Source organism: Delftia sp. 11MD, from assembly GCF_050907895.1.
In the GTDB taxonomy this organism is placed as follows: Bacteria; Pseudomonadota; Gammaproteobacteria; order Burkholderiales; family Burkholderiaceae_C; genus Comamonas; species Comamonas tsuruhatensis.
Genome location: NZ_CP194333.1, coordinates 3360545 through 3380124, shown reverse-complemented (window position 1 = coordinate 3380124; position 19580 = coordinate 3360545). Strand labels below are relative to the sequence as shown.

Below are 19580 nucleotides of genomic sequence, written 5' to 3'. Positions count from 1 at the left end.
CAGCACGTCGTGCCGAGCCCGACAGCCTCGGCGTCGGGGGCACTTTTCTTGACACGCTGCATGCGTTCAAAAGAAAGAGGACCCTGGTTCCCCGGGGTCAAGCCATGGCTGCTGGCGGCAGGAGTCCTGCGTGATTTACCCGCCCACGCCCTTGCCCAGCGACAGTATTTCGCTCGCATGCACGATGGCTTGGGCAATCTCCTCCACCGAGCTGCGCCGGCTCATGGCCTGGGCGCGGATCATGTCGTAGGCCTGGTCTTCGTTGATGTGGTGGGTTTGCATGAGGATGGCCTTGGCTTCGGCCACGCGGCGCTGGCCCAGCAGCTTGGCCTGGAGCTTGGCGATGCGCTGCTGCTGCTGGCGTGATTCCTTGTGGTTTCTGCGCGCCAGCACCAGGGTGGACAGCAGGCCGAAGGAGCGGATGGGCGTGGGCAGGATGGCCTGCACTTGCAGTTCCAGCACGGCGGAGACGATGGTGGGGTTCTCGTAGTTGACCACGGCGATGGCGGTGGGCGGGCTCTCTCCCTCGCCCTGGGTCCAGGTGTAGTTCAACTGCAGGTGGTCGGGGCGAACGGCCAGGAAGACCACGTCCGTGCCTTCGGGCAGGCTGGGCTGGGGCGGCCAGATGGCCTGGACCTGGCAGCCTATGCGCTGCAGTTGCTGGGCCAGCAGTCGGCCGTCCGCGTCGTCGGGGTGGACGACGGCAATGCGCAGCTGGCGCAGTTCCTTGAGCTGGGGCGAGGTGGCGCGCAGCAGCGGCTTTCTTTCCAGCAGCGGCCGGCCTGTGGCAGCGCTGCCGGTTTCCTTGTTCGGTGCGGCATCCACGCTCAGTTCTCCAGGGCACCGAGGCTGGCAGTCCAGTCGCCCAGTGAATGGGTCACCAAATAGGGGTCGGGCGAGACGGCCCGGGTGGCTTGGCGCACGATGGTGAAGCCGCCTTGGGCATTGGCGCGGCCCACGCGCGGGTACAGCCAGGTGTGGTGGTTGCCGGGATCGAGCCGGATGCGGCCCTGGGGCGCGTCGAACTCGCTGCCCAGCAGATGGGGCAGCAGATCGCCGATGCGGTCGCTGCCGGCCTGGCGGAAGGCGTTGGCGAACAGGTGCATCTGAAAGTAGGCGGCTTCCCAGCACAGGTTGGGCCGGCAGTCGTCGCCCAGGCGCTGGCGCAGCCGGGCCAGGCAGCGCGCATTGGCCGGTGAATCGATGGACTGGAAGTAGGGCGCGGCCGTGAAGTGGCCGGCCGCCACGTCGGCACCCATCTGGGCGATCTCGGCCTCGGAGGTGGTGAGGCTGGCAATCGGCATGGTCTGCGGATTGAAGCCTGCCTCTGCATAGGCGCGGTAGAGGCTGGCCGTGGAGTCGCCGACCACGGTGGAGAAGATGAAGTCCGGCTGCCTTGCGCGGATGTCCTGCATGATGGCCGCGTAGTCGCGCTCGGTGGCGTCCAGCGGCAGGTAGTGTTCGCCCAGCTTGTCGCTGCCCGGGTGCTGCATGACCAGCTCGCCCATGATGCGGTTGGACTCGTAGGGATAGATGTAGTCCGAGCCGATGAGGTAGACCCGCGCGCCGAAGCTGCTGGTCATGTAGTCGGCCAGCTGCACGCTGTTCTGGTTGGGCGCGGCGCCGGTGTAGATGACATTGCCCGAGAACTCGAAGCCTTCGTAGAGCGTCGGATAGAACAGCAGCCGGTTCCACTTCTCGACGATGGGGATGACGGCCTTGCGGCTGCTGGACATGTAGCAGCCGAAGATGACGTTGATGCCGTCGCGCACGATGAGCTGCTCGGCCAGCGCCGCATAGCGGGCCGGCGTGGAGGCCGGGTCGTAGCGCACTGCCACCAGTTCACGCCCCAGCAGGCCGCCCGACTCGTTGATTTCGTCGATGGCCAGCTGCGCGCCCTGCAGCTGGGACTGGCCTATGGTCGATGTGGTGCCGGTGGCCGAGTAAAGAATGCCGACTCTGACGGGGTCGTTCATGGGTTCCTTGTATGCCAGGTGCTGGCGTGCGTTCTTTGCAGGCTTCAGGTTAATCGAGATTTCCGTGGCGCTTGCCGTGGTCAGCGGCCGGCTGCGAGCCTTGCGCCCATCTGGGACAGCCGCCTTGGCAGATGCCGCGCGTCGTCGGCAATGCCGTAGTTGCGCCCGCCAAAGATGTGGCGCACATAGCCGTCGGCCTGGCTGTCCACGGCCAGGCAACTGATGCGTATGCCTGCGGCGCGGGCCTGCTGCACGGCGCAGCGCGCGTCTTCGATCAGGTAGCGGTCGTCATGCACGTCGATGTCGGCGGGTGCTCCATCGGTGATCACCAGCAGATGGCGCTGGCCGGCAGGCTCGGCCGCCAGCAGGCTGCTGGCGTGGCGCAGGGCGGCGCCCAGGCGTGTGGAATGGCGCCCCTGCAGTGCCTGCAACCGGGTGGCCGCTGCTGCGGCAAAGGGTTGGCCGAAGTCCAGCAGGCGCAGGTAGCGGACTTCGGCGCGCGTGTTGGACGAGAAGGCGTGGATGGCCAGGCGGTCCACGCCGGTCCTGCGGCCTGCGCGCGACTCGGCCAGCATGAGGGCCGCCTGTTTCTCCAGCTCCAGCAGGCTGGCGCCGTGGAGGCCGGGCGTGTTGACCGATTCGGAAGCGTCCATCAGCACCAGCACGCTGGTGGGGCGCGGGCCTTTGCCGGCCCGCATGAAAAGGCGTGGTTCCGGGCGCAGGTTCAGGCGGCGGTCCACCTGGACCTCGATGGCGGCGTTGAAGTCCAGGTCGTCGCCTTCCCACTGGCGGCGCAGGCGCTGGCGCCGGTCCAGCTGGCGTGCGGGCGGCAGCGGCAGGGGCGGCAGTGTCTGTCTACCGGCCTGGGAGCCTTTGCCGGCCAGAGCCTCGGCCTGCCATGCGGGCAGGGTGTCGATGACGGTGCACCAGTCCGTCTTCAGGCGCTCCAGCCTGCGATCCCATTCGGGGTAGCTGTGGCGGGACAGTTCCAGGCCTGGGTCCAGGTCCAGCGACTGGCCTTCCTGTGCATCGGACTGCTGTCCTGCGCCGGCCGATGGAGGAGGGGCCGCACGCGCAGCGGACTGCTGCAGCGCGAGTGTGTCTTCCTCGCCCTGGGGCGACTCCGGATGCTGCCAGAGATAGCTGTTGTCATCACGGTAGGTGCTGGGCACGGCATGGTGCTGCGGGTCCATGCGCACGCGCATCTGGCCCAGGTCGTTGGCCAGGATGGAGGCAATGGCCCGGAATGCGGCGTAGTCCTCCAGGCCATGGCGCGTGGCGGTGTCCTCGAACAGGTCACGGGCCTTGTGGATCCAGTGGTTGCCGTCCATGCGCTCTGGCCACAGCAGCATGCGGTCCAGTCGGGCCATGAAGGCGGCAAAGCCCAGGTCGGATGGGTCGGGCTCGGGCGCGATGCAAGCCTCGAACCAGTGGCGCACGCCGGGGTGCTGCAGGCACAGCAGCCGCTCCACGCGCGCATCTTCCAGTGCGCCCACCACGGCCTGGCCCATGGGCTTGAGGGCGCTGCTGTCTTGGCGGGCGGGTGAAAAGCGCAGATGGGCTGCGGCATGGGCCATCGTTGCTGCGTGCAGGTTTGCCTGAATGGGCAAGTTGGCGGGAATCAGCAGCCGGGCAGGCTGGCTGATCAGCACGGCGCGCGGCGGCAGGGCGTGGGCCTGGCCCGGCGCCGGAGCCCTGGCCAGCGCCTGCACGGCGACAGGCTGGCGCGCGAGGCCGCTGGCCAGCAGGCCCAGCGTGTGCAGCTGACGGGACTCTTCGGGCAAGACAGCGGAGACGATGGCCATGGCGCGCGGCCCTCAGGCGCCGAACTCGGCTTCGACCAGCTGGCGCAGCGCGGCGGCGGTGTCGGGGTCGTCGGTCAGGGCGCTGGTGATGGTCATGTCGCAGCTGTCATGCACCGGCATGCCGTCGCGCATCAGCAGGCCTGCGTAGATCAGCATGCGGGTGGAGGCGCCTTCGTCCAGGCCCCGGTGGCGCAGTTCGCGCGTGCTGCGTGCCAGGCTGACCAGGCTGCGAGCGGTGGCCGGGGCAATGCCGGTCTCGTGGGCCACGATGTCCGCCTCGATCTCGGGCGCCGGGTAGTCGAAGTCCAGGGCCGCGAAGCGCTGGCGGGTCGATGGCTTCATGTCCTTGGCGCTGCTCTGGTAGCCGGGGTTGTAGGAGACCACCAGCTGGAAGTCGGGATGGGCATGCACCACCTCGCCCTTCTTGTCCAGCGGCAGGGCACGGCGCGCATCGGTCAGCGGGTGAATGACGACAGTGGTGTCCTGGCGGGCCTCCACCACCTCGTCCAGGTAGCAGATGCCGCCGTGGCGCACGGCCAGGGTCAGCGGGCCGTCGTGCCAGGCCGTGCCGTCGGCATCCAGCAGGTAGCGGCCCACCAGGTCGGAGGCCGTCATGTCCTCGTTGCAGGCCAGCGTGACCAGGGGGCGCTTGAGCGCCCAGGCCATGTACTCCACAAAGCGCGTCTTGCCGCAGCCCGTGGGGCCCTTGAGGATGAGCGGCATGCGGTGCTGGTAGGCCTGGCGGTACAGCTGCACCTCGCGGCCCGAGGGGCGGTAGAAGGGCTCTTCCTCGATGCGGTAGGCCGCCAGCGGGTCGGCGGCCTGGTTGGCAGGAGCGTGCAGCGGGCCTGTGGTTGTTGTCGTGCTCATCTTCACTCTTCACCTTTCCGTGTTCATATGCGGGCCTGCCCCCAGGCCTGCAGGCTCGGAGGCAGGACGCTGTCAGCGGTGCTTGGGCGCCTCGTGCGGAATGCCTTCGATGGGGCATTCGGGCGTGCCTACGGTGGTGCGCGTGAAGGACTCCACCATCTCGCGCGTGCCCTCGGGATCGTTGACCCACTGGCTGTAGAAGTTGTAGGGGCAGGCGGCCACGCCCTTGTCCCCGTCGCCGGAGTTGATGGTACCGGTGTAGCCCCGGTGCACCAGCTTGAACAGGTGGTTCTGAGACTGGCCGTTCTTGCGCGCATCGCGGATCAGGTGCTTGGACAACTCGGCGTACTGGATGCCCATTTCCTCCTCGCCGGTCTCGCCCAGGGTGCGGCCGTCGAAGCCGATGATGGCCGAGTGCCCGAAGTACGAGTACACGCCGTCGAATCCCGCCGCATTGGCCACGGCCACGTAGCAGTTGTTCATGAAGGCCATGGCCTTGGAGACCATGATCTGCTGCTCCTTGGCCGGGTACATGTAGCCCTGGCAGCGCACGACGAGCTCGGCGCCGCGCATGGCGCAGTCGCGCCAGATCTCGGGGTAGTTGCCGTCGTCGCAGATGATGAGGCTGATCTTCAGGCCCTTGGGGCCTTCGCTCACATAGGTGCAGTCGCCCGGGTACCAGCCCTCGATGGGCACCCAGGGCATGATCTTGCGGTACTTCTGCACGATCTCGCCCTGGTTGTTCATGAGGATCAGGGTGTTGTAGGGCGCCTTGTTGGGGTGCTCCTCATGGCGCTCGCCGGTCAGCGAGAACACGCCCCAGACATTGGCCCTGCGGCAGGCGTCGGCGAAGATTTCTGTCTCTTCGCCCGGGATGGCGCTGGCCGTGTCGTACATCTCCTTGGCGTCGTACATGATGCCGTGCGTGGAGTACTCGGGAAAGATCACCAGGTCCATGCCCGGCAGGCCGCGCTTCATGCCTACCAGCATGTCCGCGATCTTGCGGCAGTTGTCCAGCACCTCGGCCTTGGTGTGCAGGCGCGGCATCTTGTAGTTGACCACTGCCACGCCGACGCAATCGTTGCTGCTGGAAATATCTCCGTGTCTCATGCTGCTGCTCCTGAAGGGGTTGAGGGGGCGGCGTGCGGCATCGCTGCCCCTTCGATTCCCGGCCAACAAAAAAAGGCCCGAACCGCTCCAGGTCAGGGAGCGGCTCGGGCCTTGTTGCCCGACATCGGCGCTGGCAGCTTTGGCAGCGGATGTCGTCTTGTCGGTGATGCGGGAATGAAGCGGGGCGATGCCTTATCGCCGTGCATGCATTGTTGCCATGCACCCGCCCCGCGCATATACGTCATATGCCGGTTGTGGCGGGCGCGATGCCGTGGTATTTCCCGCGCGCGCTCTGCGCCCTGGTCCCTCAGAAGGACCCGAACATGGTGCCGAGCGTGATCACCAGCACCAGGGCCAGCAGGGGCGCGCCTATGGTCATGATGGCGATGTTGCCGTACGACTGGCGGTGCGTGAGGCCGCAGATGGACAGCAGCGTGATGATGGCGCCGCTGTGCGGCAGGGTGTCGAAGCAGCCGGCCGCCATCACGGCCACGCGGTGCAGCAGCTCGGGGCTGATGCCCAGCTGGGCGGCCATGGCCAGGTAGTCCTTGCCCAGCGTGGACAGTGCAATCGACAGGCCGCCCGACGACGACCCCGTGATGCCTGCCAGCACGTTCATGGCCACGGCCTCGGAGATCAGCGGGTTGTGGGGCGCCACGTTGAGCACGGCCTCGCGGATGATGGCAAAGCCGGCCAGGCTCGCGATGACGGCGCCGTAGCCCACTTCCGAGGCGGTGTTGAAGATGGGCAGCATGGAGCCCAGCACGCCCTTGTTCACCGACTCCTTGAGATTGCGCCAGCGGCCCAGGCCCAGCAGCACCAGTGCGGCGCAGGCCACGGCCAGGGACAGGATCAGCGCCCACAGGCCCGTCTGCTTGGCCGGGTTCACGGCAGGAAAACGGTCCTTGAGGAAGCCGAAATCCATTTGCGGGAACACGCCGTAGGTCAGCAGCGCGTTGACCGCGATCACCAGCACCAGCGGCAGCAGGGCCAGCAGCAGCGGCAGGTCCCGGCGGCTGTGCAGGGCGGGGTCGCTTTCGTCATGCAGGCCCTGCTCGACGGCATCGTCATGGTCGCCGTAGCCTTCGCCGGCCACGCGCGCCTTGGCCGCGCGCGACTGCAGCCACCACAGGCCCAGGGCCAGCATGGTCATGCCGCCGATGATGCCCAGGCCCGGCGCCGCGAACACGTTCGTGCCGTAGTAGGGAATGGGAATGGCGTTCTGGATGGACGGCGTGCCCGGCAGCGCCGTCATGGTGAAGGTGAACGAGCCCAGCGCGATGGTGGGCGGTATCAGCCGCTTGGGCACATGGGCCGCGCGGAACAGCGACTTGGCAATCGGATAGATGGCAAAGGCCACCACGAACAGCGACACGCCGCCATAGGTGAGCACGGCGCAGGCCAGAACCACCGTGAGGATGGCGTGCTTCTCGCCCAGCACGCGCATGATCCAGTGCGATATCGCGGTGGCCGCGCCCGAGTCCGCCATCAACTGGCCGAACAGCGCGCCCAGCAGGAACACGGGGAAGAACTGCAGCATGTAGTTGCCCAGGGCGCCCATGAAGGTGCTGGTGTACAGCGGCAGCATGTGGCCCAGGTCGCCGGACAGCAGCACGGCCACGGCAGCCATCAGGGGTGCCAGCAGCAGCACGGAGATGCCTCGATAGGCCAGGAACATCAGTCCCGCCAGTGAAATCACGATTGCCAGGGTACTCAAATCGTCTCCAGTCCAGTAGTTCTAGTCAAAAAGACAGAATAAAGGCGGATGGATGACAATTTGGCGTAATTGGCGTGCTTTGTAGATGACTTGGCGCAATATGTCGCCACGTTTACCCGTGTTCCCGGGCATTGGCGTGCGATTGCTGCCCCAGACGCCGGTGCTGGCCGGGGGCGTTTCCGACCCGGCCTGTGTGTGCCGTGAACAGCGCTTGATCAGCGCCTGATCACGGGGTTTTCGCCGGGGGTGTTTGCCCGCCGCTTCGCGCATGATGAATCGTTGTGGATGTATCGGCTCTGGGTGTGGCCCGGTGCTCTGCCATGCTTGCGTGTGTACGTGTCAAGGACATGGGTAACAACTCAGCTCACAGACATGGGTAACACTTCAAGCTCACATAGTCCTTCTGGGGTCCTCGCACATCCTCTTCGTTGAAGCAGCCCAGTCGCACCGGCCCCAGATACACATCCCACTGGCCAGCGGCCACCTCCTGCATCCCGATCCACTGCCCCGCCAGCAGGTAGCCTATGTAGACCCGCAGCGCTCGCCAGTAGATCAGGCCGTTGTGGCTGACTCGAACTTTTTCCCAATGCTTCGGGTACTGCAGCTCCGGTAGCTTTGAGGGGTATGGCCTGGCCGAGTCGCTGTAATGCTGGGCCGGCATGCTTTGCTGCAAGGCCTCATGCGGGCGCTGCTGGTTGTAGTGCTCCACAAAGGCATCGAGCTGCATCTGCAATGCCGCTTTGTCCGCCGCAGGCTCTTTGCCCAGGGCATGCTTGAGCGTGCGATGCATCCGCTCGTGGCGACCGTTTTGCTGTGGCTTGCCCCTCTCGATGCGCTCCGGCCTGATGCCCAGCCTTATCCACCATATCGCCAGGCGTGACAGGCCCGCCACGCCAGTAGTCGCGAACGGCGGACCGTTGTCACTGCGTATGCGCTCGGGCAGTCCGTATTGCCGAAACACCTGTTCAAAGCTGCGTTTGGCATCCTCGTAGTTGGGGCTGTCGTAGACATGCACGGCCAGCAAATAGCGGCTGGCGTGGTCCATGATGGTCAATGGATAGCACCAGTGACCATCGGCTGTCTTGAACTGGCCTTTGTAGTCTGCACTCCACACCCCATTGGGCTGCTTGCTCGTTCGCAAGGGCTGGGCCGTAGGCACCGAGCGTCTGCGTACACGCCTGCTGCAAACAAGCCCCTCAGCCTTCAGCACGTTGTAGATGGTGGTTTTGCTGGGTGTCTCCTGTGGGCCCCAACGCTGCAGGAGCAAAGCGTGCAGCTTCTTGGGCCCCATCTGTGACCTTTGCTGCGTGCGCAGCTCAATGATGGCCCGGCGCTGTGCATAGCTGATCGCCTGATTGTTCCCGTGGGGCCTGCGACTGCGCTCTTGCAATCCATCCATGCCCAGTTGGCGGTATCGCTCAACCCACTTGTAGGCCGTCTTGCGGCTGATGCCGTAGCGCCTGCACAGCTCGCTCAGCGGCACGCCACTGCGCAGATGGTCGGCTATGAAGAGCAGTTTCTCGTCCATGGGTGCGCACTCCTTCCAGGGCATGGTGATCGCTCCTTGGCTGCTGTTGGCTCCAGCTGCCAAGCTTGGATCTGTTACCCATGTCCTTGTACTGATGTGTCACCTATGAGTGTGAGTCGTACCCGTGTCCGTCACGCCACAGCATTTTTTGCATGGCAGAAAACGCAGGGGCTCCAAGCCGTTTCCCTGTGAAAACAGGGCCTGAATGCCGCTGTAAAACCCTAAGTCTTCTACAAGACTTAAAAAATCCGGCAGGTTCCGCTTAGAATTTTGTATTGTGGGATCGCATTGCAGAAAACGCCGGGGCAGCATGCTGGCGCGACGGGGCATTGCGTGACGGTCCTACAGCGTCAGGCTGCACCGGCCCGTTTCCCCTAGCGAATGCCCGGTTCGACGGCCTGCGGCGCGACCCCTACCTTTTTCACTACCTGAGACAAGAGATGAGCACGCAGCAACCCACCATCATCTACACCCTGACCGATGAGGCCCCGCGCCTGGCCACCAGTGCCTTCCTGCCTGTGGTGCGCGCCTTTGCAGCACCCGCCGGCGTGAATGTCGAGACCGCCGACATCTCCGTGGCCCACCGCATCCTGGGTGAGTTCTCCGAATTCCTGGCCGAAGACCAGCGCGTGGCCCACACCCTGTCCGAGCTCGGCAAGAAGACGCTGGAGCCCGATGTCAACATCATCAAGCTGCCCAACATCAGCGCCTCCGTGGCCCAGCTGACGGCTGCCATCAAGGAGCTGCAGGGCAAGGGCTACGCACTGCCCGACTACCCCGAGAACCCGTCCAACGACCAGGAAAAGGACATCAAGGCGCGCTACGGCAAGTGCCTGGGCTCGGCCGTGAACCCCGTGCTGCGTGAAGGCAACTCCGACCGCCGCGCTCCCGCCGCCGTCAAGAACTACGCCAAGAAGCACCCGCACTCCATGGGCGAGTGGAAGCAGTGGTCGCAAACCCATGTCTCGCACATGGAGCACGGCGACTTCTACCACGGCGAAAAGTCCATGACCCTGGACAAGGCCCGCGACGTCAAGATGGAGCTGACCACCAAGAGCGGCAAGACCGTGGTGCTCAAGCCCAAGGTCGCGCTGCAGGCCGGCGAGATCATCGACTCCATGTTCATGAGCAAGAAGGCGCTGTGCGACTTCTACGAAAAGGAACTGGACGACTGCCGCGACGCCGGCATCCTGTTCTCGCTGCACGTCAAGGCCACGATGATGAAGGTCTCGCACCCCATCGTGTTCGGCCACTGCGTGAAGATCTACTACAAGGAAGCCTTCGAGAAGCACGGCAAGCTGTTCGACGAGCTGGGCGTCAATGTCAACAACGGCATGTCCACGCTGTACGAGAAGATCGAGACGCTGCCCGCCTCGCTGCGCGAAGAGATCATCCGTGACCTGCACGCCTGCCAGGAACACCGTCCCGCGCTGGCCATGGTGGACTCCGCCAAGGGCATCACCAATTTCCACTCGCCCAACGACGTGATCGTCGATGCGTCCATGCCCGCCATGATCCGCCAGGGCGGCAAGATGTGGGGCGCCGACGGCAAGCCCTACGACTGCAAGGCCGTGATGCCCGAGTCCACCTTTGCCCGCATCTACCAGGAGATGATCAACTTCTGCAAGTGGCACGGCAACTTCGACCCCAAGACGATGGGCACCGTGCCCAACGTGGGTCTGATGGCGCAAAAGGCCGAAGAGTACGGCTCGCACGACAAGACCTTCGAGATCGAGGAAGACGGCGTTGCCAACATCGTCGACCTGGCCACCGGTGAAGTGCTGATGAGCCAGAACGTGGAGCAGGGCGACATCTGGCGCATGTGCCAGGTCAAGGATGCGCCCATCCGCGACTGGGTCAAGCTGGCCGTCACGCGTGCACGCAACTCCGGCATGCCTGCCGTGTTCTGGCTGGACCCCTACCGTCCGCACGAGGCCGAGCTGATCAAGAAGGTCAACACCTACCTCAAGGACTACGACACCACGGGCCTGGAAATCCACATCCTGTCGCAGGTCCGCGCCATGCGCTACACGCTGGAGCGCGTGGCCCGCGGCCTGGACACCATCTCGGTGACCGGCAACATCCTGCGCGACTACCTGACCGACCTGTTCCCCATCATGGAACTGGGCACCTCCGCCAAGATGCTGTCCATCGTGCCGCTGATGGCCGGTGGCGGCATGTACGAAACCGGTGCCGGCGGCTCCGCTCCCAAGCACGTGCAGCAGCTGGTGGAAGAAAACCACCTGCGCTGGGATTCGCTGGGCGAGTTCCTGGCACTGGCCGTGTCGCTGGAAGACCTGGGCATCAAGAACGGCAACGACAGCGCCAAGCTGCTGGCCAAGACCCTGGACGAAGCCACCGGCAGGCTGCTGGACGAGGACAAGTCGCCTTCGCGCCGCACCGGCGAGCTGGACAACCGCGGCAGCCAGTTCTACATCGCCCTGTACTGGGCGCAGGCCCTGGCTGCCCAGACCGAGAACGCCGAGCTGGCCGCCAAGTTCGCTCCCCTGGCCAAGCAGCTGGCGGACAACGAGTCCAAGATCATCGAAGAGCTGCGCGCCGTGCAGGGCAAGGCCGTGGACATCGGTGGCTACTACCAGCCCGACGTGGCCAAGATGGACGCCGTGATGCGCCCCAGCGCCACCTTCAACGCCGCCATCGACGCGCTGCGGTAAGCCACTTCGCCTTTGCCGGGGCCAGACCCCGGCAGACTTGAAGCATGACCGGCCGGCCCGCAAGGGCGGCCGGTTTTTTCATGCCGACATCGGCGGAAAACCGCAGGCGAAAAAAAACCGGCCCAAAGAGCCGGTTTTCTTGGAATTGGACGCTATCAGTAGCGACCGCCGCCGTGGCCGCCATTGCCATAGCCGACGTCGGCACGCTTGCCTGCATAGCCTTGCGGGCTGTAGCCACCCGAGCTGCGGCCTTCTTCGCGAGGACGTGCCAGGTTCACGACAATCGAGCGTCCGTCCACGGACATGCCGTGCAGGCCGGTGATGGCGGCCTGGGCCACTTCGGCAGAAGCCATTTCCACAAAGCCGAAGCCTTTGGAGCGGCCGGTTTCGCGGTCCATCATGACCTTGGCGGAAGCCACGCTGCCGAATTCGGCGAAGTTGCTTTCCAGGCTGGAGTCGGTCACGGAGTAGGGCAGATTGCCCACGTAGATTTTGGTGGTCATAGGAAAACCTCTTTGCTTAGATGTGCGCAAACGGGCGCACCGTTGGAATGCAGGCGGAGGACTGTGCAATCCGCCGCAGGAAATGGATAGGGGGTTCGCAGCAAGCGGGCCATCAGCACGCAGGCGGGTGCTGCATGCAGGTCTGAAGCCAGCCTTGGGTGACGGCAAACAGCCGTGCCGCTTCGCTGGAGGCGAATGCCTTGTCGAAACGGAATACGCGGCAGTAGCTGCCGTTGCCCTGGGAGCGATGGACCGAGAAGGAGGCGCGGAAGCGGCCGCAGTCGGTCGGGTGTGTCGAGGGCGAGACGACGTACTTGCCCATGGGAATGCCGGTGTTTGAAATGTGGTTCAGTCAGGTTCGCAGCCTTGAAAAGGTCTGCGTGAGCATCTAGGAACTCGGTTGGCTGCAGCTCTACAGACCAACTGGGCGACAAAGGTCGCGAAACACATCCTGCAGGAAGCGGCTGGCAAGCCGTTGCGCGGGAGATGTGGTTGCCGACTCAGGTACTGGGTACGGGTCTCGACAACGGTGCTGACTATATCCTGTTGAATATTTAAACGCAACTTAATATTCTTTTTAATTGTAAAAACCTGCCTGACAGCTGTTGTTTTGTTATGTTATAACGTCACAATTCTGATGTGGCGCAACATCGCCAACCGTTTTCTGGAACAGGAAATCACCATGCCCACCCCTTTGACCGCCAACCAGCAACGGGTGCTCGACGCCCTGCGCCAGGCCGGTGCACCGCGCACGGCCTATGCACTGCTCGACCAGCTGCGTGACCACGGGCTGAGCGCCCCCACGCAGGTCTACCGCGCGCTGGACAAGCTGGCCGAGCAGGGCGTGGTCCACCGCCTGGAGTCGTTGAACGCCTATGTGTGCTGCTCGCACCCGGATGAGGGCAGCCATGACTTCTCGGCCTTCGCGATCTGCGACAGCTGCGGGCAGGTGGACGAGTTTGTCGACGACGCGCTCAACCGCTGCCTGGGCAACTGGGCGCACGGCCATGCGTTCGCGTTGGCCCATTCGAACATCGAGCTACATGGCAAGTGCTCTGCCTGCACTGCGCTGCACGCCTGAGGCCCTGCCTGCCGCACGCGGCTGCAGTGCCAGCAGCGTGCTCCCTTTCCCTGCTTGAGAGATTCCATGATGCATACCGTAGCGCCGGTTCAGCCGCCGCATGCCCGATTGCCGGTGACCGTACTGTCGGGCTTTCTGGGCGCGGGCAAGACCACCTTGCTCAACCACATCCTGCACAACCGCGAAGGTCGGCGCGTGGCCGTCATCGTCAACGACATGTCCGAGGTCAACATCGACGCGGCCCTGGTGCGTGATGGCGGGGCCGACCTGTCGCGCACCGACGAAAAACTGGTGGAGATGAGCAACGGCTGCATCTGCTGCACGCTGCGCGAGGACCTGCTGGTGGAGGTGGCGCGGCTGGCGGGCGAGGGCCGCTTCGACCAGCTGGTCATCGAGTCCACGGGCATCTCCGAGCCGCTGCCGGTGGCCGAGACCTTCACCTTCGCGGGCGAGGACGGACGCAGCCTGGGCGATGTGGCGCGGCTGGACACCATGGTGACCGTGGTCGATGCCTTCAACTTCCTGCACGACTATGGCTCGCGTGACAGCCTGCGCTCGCGCGGCGAATCGCTGGGCGAGGAGGACCGCCGCACCGTGGTCGATCTGCTGATCGAGCAGGTGGAGTTCTGCGATGTGATCGTGCTCAACAAGATCGACCTGGTCACCGACGAGGACTGCAGCCGGCTCATGGCCATCCTGCGCGGGCTCAACCCGCGTGCCAGGCTGGAGATCGCGTCCTTCGGCCAGCTGCCGCTGGATCGCGTGCTCGATACGGGGCTGTTCGATTTCGAGGAGGCCTCCAGGGCGCCGGGCTGGCTGCAGCAGTTGCGTGGCACGCACCAGCCCGAGACCGAGGCCTATGGCGTTGCCAGCTTTGTCTACCGCGCCCGCCGCCCCTTTCATCCCCGGCGCTTCTTCGGCCTGGTGCAAAGCGAATGGCCGGGCGTGGTGCGCTCCAAGGGGTTTTTCTGGCTGGCCAGCCATCCGGCGCTGGCCGGCTCCTGGTCGCAGGCCGGCGCCGTGGCCCGCCATGGCCCGGCCGGGCACTGGTGGGCCGCCGTGGAGGCCGAGCGCTGGCCGCGCGACCCCGAAAGCGTGCAGCGCATCCTGGACAAATGGGTCGATGGCGTGGGCGACGCGCGCCAGGAACTGGTGCTGATCGGCATGGGCATGGACGAGCAGGCGCTGCGCGCACTCCTGGACGAATGCCTGCTGACCGATGCGGAAATGGCCATGGGCCCGCAGGCCTGGACGCAGTGGGACAACCCCTTTCCCGGATGGAACTGATGCCCGGCCGGTACCGAGCCGGCCCTGAGTCGGCCCTGAGCCGACATTGAACGCTTGCCGCGCCGCCCTCGCGGGCGTGGCCCCTGGAGCCCCGAATGCTTGCACCTCTTCCCGATGTTTCCCTGACCGATCCCGCGCCCAGCCTCAGCCCGCTGCAATGGGTGGGCATGCAGGGCATAGACCTGCCCGTGACCGTGGCCGAGCCCGGCTACTGGCGCGAGCTGCATGCGCGCGCCGATGTGCAGGTCGATCTTCCTGCGGCCCATGTCAAGGGCATACACATGTCCCGGCTGTACCGGCAACTGGACAGCCTGGCCGAGGAATCCGCGCTGTCTGCCCTGGCGCTGCGCCATGCGCTGCAGGCCATGATCGACAGCCACCTGGACTGCCAAAGCCGCAGCGCCCGGCTGCGCCTGTCGCTGGACCTGCTGACCCAGCGGCCCGCCCTGGTCACCCACGATCTGTCGGGCTGGAAGTCCTATCCCGTGCGCCTGGACGCCACGCTGGCGCAGGGCGTGTTCCAGCTGCGGCTGCAGGTGGGCGTGGGCTATTCCTCGACCTGCCCCTGCTCGGCGGCACTGTCGCGCCAGTTGCTGGAGCAGGGATTTTTGCAGGCCTTTGCGGGCGAGCCGCTGGTGGAGCCGGACCAGGTGGCTTCCTGGCTGCGCCGGCACGGCACGCTGGCCACGGCACACAGCCAGCGCAGCGAGGCCCAGGTCAGCGTGGACCTGGCCTGTGATGCGCCCGACCTGGGCATCCTGCCCCTGATCGCCCGCGTGGAGCAGGCGCTGGGCACGCCCGTGCAGACCGCCGTCAAGCGCGCCGACGAGCAGGCCTTTGCCGCGCTCAACGGCCGCAACCTGATGTTTGTCGAGGATGCGGCGCGCCGCATACAGGCCGCGCTGGAAGGCAGCTACGCCCAGCCGCGCGTGCATGTGCGCCACATGGAGAGCCTGCATCCGCACGACGCCGTGTCCTGGGCATGACCGGCGAGCCGGCCCCCGTTTGTCTACAACCCAAGGAGTTTCCCATGCAAGTGCTCTCGTCCCTCAAGGAAGCCAAGCTGCGCCATCGAGACTGCCAGGTGGTGCGCCGCCGCGGCCGCATCTACGTCATCTGCAAGAGCAACCCGCGCTTCAAGGCCCGCCAGGGCGGCGCAAAGAACAGGCGCAAGGGATGATCCGCAAGAACCCGCGCGGCGACCTGCCGCGCATCCATGCCAGCGCCTTCGTGGACCCCACGGCCATCCTGTGCGGACTGGTGATCGTGGAGGAGAACGTCTTCATCGGCCCCTATGCGGTGATCCGTGCCGACGAGATGGATGCGGACGGCCACATCGATCCCATCGTGATCGGTGCCCACTCCAACATCCAGGACGGGGTGGTGATCCACTCCAAGTCGGGCGCGCGCGTCAGCGTGGGGCAGCACACCTCGATCGCCCATCGCGCCATCGTCCACGGACCCTGCACCGTGGGCAATGGCGTGTTCATCGGCTTCAACAGCGTGCTGTTCAACTGCGTGGTCGATGACGGCTGCGTGGTGCGCTACAACGCCGTGGTCGATGGATGCCACCTGCCGCCAGGCTTTTATGTGCCGTCCACCGCGCGCATAGGCCCGGAGACCGACCTGTCCACGCTGGCCCAGGTGCCCGCCGACGCCAGCGATTTCTCCGAGGACGTGGTCCGCACCAACAACGAACTGGTGCGCGGCTACAAGGCCATCCACAATGAGTTCTGACCGGCCGGGAGGGCTGCATGTCCGATTCCGCTGACCTCAAGAACCTGGGGCTGAAGGCCACGCTGGCGCGACTGTGGGTGCTGGACATCTTTCGCCACGGGGACCAGCGGCATCTGGCGGCGGAGGAGGTCTATCGCCAGCTGCATGACCAGGGCCGGGGCACCAGCCTGGCCACGGTCTACCGCGTGCTGGCGCAGCTGGAGCAGGCCGGGCTGCTGCGGCACCAGCGCTTTGCGGCGGGCAAGGCGGTCTATGAACTCGATGACGGCGAGCACCATGACCACCTGATCTGCACACGCTGCGGCCTGGTGCAGGAGTTCCACGATGCGGTGATCGAGCAGCGCCAGAAGCTGCTGGCGCGCTCGCATGGCTTTGCCATCGTGGAGCACTCCCACATCCTCTACGGGCGCTGCGTCAAGCCCGACTGCGAGCGGCTGGCGGGCCGGCAGGCACCTACCGCTCCTTGAGGCTGCGCTGCGCACGCTCGCAGATGCGGCGCGTGGCGGGCACGGGCGATTCCTGGAGCCATTGCGCACACAGGGCGCGCACCCAGTCAGGCCGGCTCTTGGCCGCGTCGTTGAGCCAGTTGGCCACCGAGTCCTGCACATAGGGCGAGGCATCGGCGCGCAGCCGCTGCAAAAGGGGCAGGGCGATCTCCGGCTGCTGCTTGAGCGCCGCGATATGGCTGCACCAGACGCCGCGCGGCCGCAGGGCCTCGCTGGCGAAGCGGCGCAGGCGGTCGGAGGGCCGCCTTGTCCACCGGGACAACTCGGCCACAGCCTGCGGCAGATCGCTGGCCAGATGCGGGCGCACGCCCATCCACGACCATTCGCGCACGCCGAAATGCGGGTCATCGGCCAGCGGCTGCACCAGCTCCAGGCGTTGGCTCAGGGTCAGGCCCGGCTGCGCACCGGCCATGAAGCAGGCCCAGCCGCGCACCGTGTCAGAGCGGTGCGTGAGGCAGCGCTGCCAGCCGGCCTGGCCCAGCGCCTGCCACAGCAGGCCGCCAATGCACTCCATGCGCTTGAGAATGCCAAGCTGGCCCAGCGCCTGCGCCGTGTCCTCCAGTTGCGGCCACGCGTCGGGAAAGACGGCCTGCAGCAGCCGGGCCTGGTCCACGGCCAGGCTTTCGGTCAGCGTGGCGGTCTCGATCTCGCCCAGGGACAGGGCCTGCAGCAGTTCGGGAGTGATATCGACCTTGCGGTTGGCGCCCTTGCGCCGGGGGGCGGGCGCCTTCATGCGCTGGCCTCCAAGCCTGCGGCGGCCTTGGCCAGCAGCTTTCCCAACTGGCCGCGTTCGGCGGGCGACAGGTTGGAAAACAGGCCGGCGAACCATTGGCTGTGCCGGGCAAACAGCTTGCGCGCCAGCTGGCGGCCCTTGGCGGTGAGCTGCACGCGCAGCGCGCGGCGGTCGGCCGGGTCGGGCAGGCGCTCGGCCAGGGCCTCGCGTTCCAGGCCGTCCAGCAGGCCGGTCACGGTGGCGCGGGTGATGCCGGCCTGCTCGGCCAGGTGGTTGGGGGCCAGCCCTTCGCTGGCGGATTCCAGCAGGAACAGCAGCACGAAGCGCCCTTCGGACAGGCCATGGGGCGCCAGCAGCGCGGCGCAGTCACGGTCGATGCGCGCAGCCAGGGACAGGGTCTGGAAGCACAGCCGCATGCTGTCCACGTCGTCCAGCTTGCGGCGCGCGGCCTCGGCCAGCAGGGCCTGGTATTTCTGTTCGAGTTGCATGTGGCAAGCATACAGTATGGTGGCTAACCATGTGCGCCCGCCTTGGCCGTTGCCGGCATCCGGGCTCCGTGGCTGCGCTTTTTGCGCAGCCGGCGCAGGCCGATGACCACGCCCGTGGCGCTCATCAGCAGGCCGCCCAGGCTGAAGGCCAGCAGCAGCGCATCCCACAGCGGCCGGCGCTGCAGCAGCGGCAGCCAGTCCCAGCTGTGCAGCATGGCGAACAGCCAGCGCTTGAGGCGCTGGATGCCGTCCAGCCGGCCCAGCACCTGGCCCGTGTGCGGGTCGATGTGCACCCAGCTGGCCGCGGCATCGCCAAAGACCACGCGCAGAACGGGCAGGGGCTTGTCATGGCCGCCCATCATGGTGTGCTCGGCGCGCTCGTACCAGTACAGGTCGTGCGCGGTCAGCCATTCACTGCGCAGCACGGGTGCGTCGATCAGCACGGCCGCGCGGTCCAGCAGGGCCTCGCGCGAATGGGCTGCGGGCGCGGCGCTGGCGCTGTCCAGCACCAGGGGCGTGCCGGCTGCGGGCTGGGCCAGCACCTCGGTGCGGCCTGCGGTGCGCAGCCAGCGCAGTTCGCGCACGGGACCGCCCGCCGCGGCGATCAGCGACTGCGGCGTGGCTTCGTCCCCGGTCAGGCGCAGCGGGCCCTGCTGCCACCGGGCCATGTGCAGTGGCGGCGTGCCCGTGTCGAACAGGCGCCAGGGGTTCATGGACATCAGGCCGCTGAAGATCCAGGCCAGCGTGGTCAGCGCGAACAGCAGGCCCGCCACATGGTGCCAGCGCATGGCGCGGCCCGGGTACGGCGTGCGCAGGCCGCTGCGGTAGGGCTGCCTGAACCGCCAGCGCATCACCCCGACCACGGTGCCGGTGATGGCCACGGCAATGCCTACCAGCGACAGCACGTTGACGATGTCGGCCCAGGCGCCGTCAAAGGCATTGCCCCGGAACATGTACAGCCAGTGCAGCCAGGCGCCCAGGTAGTTCCAGCCGCGCTCGGTGCGCGTGGCATCGCGCACCACCTCGGCCGTCCGGCCGGAGATGTAGAGCAGCGTGCCCTGGGCATCGTCCATCTGCACGCGGTGCAGGGGGCGGTGGATGTCCAGCGCGCGCGAGTGGCTGAAGGCATCCTCATCCACCGTGCCCAGGTAGTGCAGGCCCGTGCCGTCCCCCGCGAAGGCGCGGGCACTGGCCAGGGCCTGTGCCTGGCTGGTGGCGCCCAACACCTGGCCGCTGGCCGCATCGATGGCCACGGGCTGGCGCCGCCCCTCGGGCGTGACCAGGTAGCTGGCACGGCCGGCGCTGCCGGCATGCAGGCGCAGGTCCTTGAGCGGGCCGTCGATGCCGGCCGCGCGCAGCGCCTCGGCGGGCGCGAGCAGGGCGGCGTTGCCATCGAGCGCCGGCAGGTGGCGCAGCCGCTCGGCCTGCGTGAGCTTGGGGTAGCCCACGTACATCATCACCATGCCCGAGACAAACCACAGCGCAAAGAACAGGCACAGGGCAATGCCCAGCCAGCGGTGCAGCAGGAACAGCCAGCGTTTGAGGTGAAGGCGCATGGTGCGTC

Annotated in this window: 19 protein-coding genes; 7 read left to right on the top strand and 12 right to left on the bottom strand. The window is 66.3% G+C overall.

Features of this window, described 5'->3' with window-relative positions:
* Nucleotides 1-135: 135 nt before the first annotated feature.
* The 7 genes from ACRSCF_RS15330 to ACRSCF_RS15300 form a co-directional block, all read right to left on the bottom strand.
* Nucleotides 136-825, bottom strand: a complete 690-nt coding sequence (locus ACRSCF_RS15330; protein WP_209803569.1) for an ANTAR domain-containing response regulator — start codon at nt 823-825, stop codon at nt 136-138.
* Nucleotides 826-827: 2 nt separating this feature from the next.
* Nucleotides 828-1976 carry a transporter substrate-binding domain-containing protein gene (locus tag ACRSCF_RS15325; RefSeq protein ID WP_017405054.1) on the bottom strand — a complete coding sequence of 383 codons (1149 nt, stop codon included), beginning with the start codon at nt 1974-1976 and terminating at the stop codon, nt 828-830.
* Between the two features lie 80 nt (nt 1977-2056).
* Nucleotides 2057-3781: a nitric oxide reductase activation protein NorD gene (locus ACRSCF_RS15320; protein WP_244451676.1), complete on the bottom strand. Its 1725-nt coding sequence runs from the start codon at nt 3779-3781 to the stop codon at nt 2057-2059.
* Nucleotides 3782-3793: 12 nt separating this feature from the next.
* On the bottom strand, nt 3794-4651 hold the full coding sequence (locus tag ACRSCF_RS15315; RefSeq protein ID WP_016454627.1) for a CbbQ/NirQ/NorQ/GpvN family protein: 858 nt from the start codon (nt 4649-4651) through the stop codon (nt 3794-3796).
* Between the two features lie 72 nt (nt 4652-4723).
* A complete protein-coding gene (locus tag ACRSCF_RS15310) occupies nt 4724-5761 on the bottom strand; it encodes an aliphatic amidase (RefSeq protein ID WP_012205469.1) in 1038 nt (345 codons plus the stop codon).
* Between the two features lie 307 nt (nt 5762-6068).
* A complete protein-coding gene (locus ACRSCF_RS15305; RefSeq protein ID WP_016454628.1) occupies nt 6069-7478 on the bottom strand; it encodes a GntP family permease in 1410 nt (469 codons plus the stop codon).
* 364 nt (nt 7479-7842) lie between these two features.
* Nucleotides 7843-9030 (bottom strand): IS481 family transposase, encoded by a 1188-nt coding sequence (locus ACRSCF_RS15300; protein ID WP_409354021.1) that lies wholly within the window; start codon nt 9028-9030, stop codon nt 7843-7845.
* A gap of 416 nt (nt 9031-9446) precedes the next feature.
* Here ACRSCF_RS15300 and ACRSCF_RS15295 point away from each other — a divergent pair, with 416 nt between their 5' ends.
* Nucleotides 9447-11681 carry an NADP-dependent isocitrate dehydrogenase gene (locus tag ACRSCF_RS15295; protein WP_016454629.1) on the top strand — a complete coding sequence of 745 codons (2235 nt, stop codon included), beginning with the start codon at nt 9447-9449 and terminating at the stop codon, nt 11679-11681.
* 155 nt (nt 11682-11836) lie between these two features.
* Here ACRSCF_RS15295 and ACRSCF_RS15290 read toward each other — a convergent pair whose 3' ends face one another.
* Together ACRSCF_RS15290 and ACRSCF_RS15285 are read right to left on the bottom strand one after the other, a co-directional pair.
* Nucleotides 11837-12184 carry an RNA recognition motif domain-containing protein gene (locus ACRSCF_RS15290; protein ID WP_016445960.1) on the bottom strand — a complete coding sequence of 116 codons (348 nt, stop codon included), beginning with the start codon at nt 12182-12184 and terminating at the stop codon, nt 11837-11839.
* A 112-nt stretch (nt 12185-12296) separates the two neighbouring features.
* Nucleotides 12297-12506 carry a hypothetical protein gene (locus tag ACRSCF_RS15285; RefSeq protein ID WP_016445961.1) on the bottom strand — a complete coding sequence of 70 codons (210 nt, stop codon included), beginning with the start codon at nt 12504-12506 and terminating at the stop codon, nt 12297-12299.
* Nucleotides 12507-12821: 315 nt separating this feature from the next.
* Between ACRSCF_RS15285 and ACRSCF_RS15280 the strand changes: the two genes are divergently transcribed.
* The 6 genes from ACRSCF_RS15280 to fur all read left to right on the top strand — a co-directional run bounded on the left by ACRSCF_RS15280 (nt 12822) and on the right by fur (nt 16756).
* Complete coding sequence (locus ACRSCF_RS15280; RefSeq protein ID WP_126312237.1) at nt 12822-13265, top strand: Fur family transcriptional regulator; 444 nt, start codon at nt 12822-12824, stop codon at nt 13263-13265.
* A gap of 66 nt (nt 13266-13331) precedes the next feature.
* Entirely contained in the window at nt 13332-14552 is a 1221-nt protein-coding gene (gene zigA / locus ACRSCF_RS15275; RefSeq protein ID WP_026062298.1) for a zinc metallochaperone GTPase ZigA, read from the top strand.
* A 95-nt stretch (nt 14553-14647) separates the two neighbouring features.
* Nucleotides 14648-15538 carry a GTP cyclohydrolase FolE2 gene (gene folE2 / locus ACRSCF_RS15270; protein ID WP_016445964.1) on the top strand — a complete coding sequence of 297 codons (891 nt, stop codon included), beginning with the start codon at nt 14648-14650 and terminating at the stop codon, nt 15536-15538.
* 44 nt (nt 15539-15582) lie between these two features.
* Complete coding sequence (gene ykgO / locus ACRSCF_RS15265; RefSeq protein WP_013802515.1) at nt 15583-15732, top strand: type B 50S ribosomal protein L36; 150 nt, start codon at nt 15583-15585, stop codon at nt 15730-15732.
* Nucleotides 15729-16289: a hypothetical protein gene (locus ACRSCF_RS15260; RefSeq protein ID WP_016445965.1), complete on the top strand. Its 561-nt coding sequence runs from the start codon at nt 15729-15731 to the stop codon at nt 16287-16289. The genes ykgO and ACRSCF_RS15260 overlap by 4 nt, the downstream gene beginning before the upstream one ends.
* Before the next feature lie 17 nt (nt 16290-16306).
* Nucleotides 16307-16756 (top strand): ferric iron uptake transcriptional regulator, encoded by a 450-nt coding sequence (gene fur / locus ACRSCF_RS15255; RefSeq protein WP_016454632.1) that lies wholly within the window; start codon nt 16307-16309, stop codon nt 16754-16756.
* On the opposite strand, the gene ACRSCF_RS15250 is transcribed toward fur, so the two are convergent.
* Genes ACRSCF_RS15250 through ACRSCF_RS15240 form a run of 3 tightly spaced genes read right to left on the bottom strand, consistent with a single transcriptional unit; the run spans nt 16743 to nt 19572 of the window.
* Entirely contained in the window at nt 16743-17528 is a 786-nt protein-coding gene (locus ACRSCF_RS15250; RefSeq protein WP_017405060.1) for a DNA alkylation repair protein, read from the bottom strand. The two genes, fur and ACRSCF_RS15250, sit on opposite strands and share 14 nt — an antisense overlap.
* Nucleotides 17525-18016 (bottom strand): MarR family winged helix-turn-helix transcriptional regulator, encoded by a 492-nt coding sequence (locus ACRSCF_RS15245; RefSeq protein WP_034367385.1) that lies wholly within the window; start codon nt 18014-18016, stop codon nt 17525-17527. The genes ACRSCF_RS15250 and ACRSCF_RS15245 overlap by 4 nt, the downstream gene beginning before the upstream one ends.
* 23 nt (nt 18017-18039) lie before the next feature.
* Nucleotides 18040-19572, bottom strand: coding sequence for a PepSY domain-containing protein (locus ACRSCF_RS15240; RefSeq protein WP_244451675.1), 1533 nt, complete (start codon nt 19570-19572; stop codon nt 18040-18042).
* Nucleotides 19573-19580 lie beyond the last annotated feature (8 nt).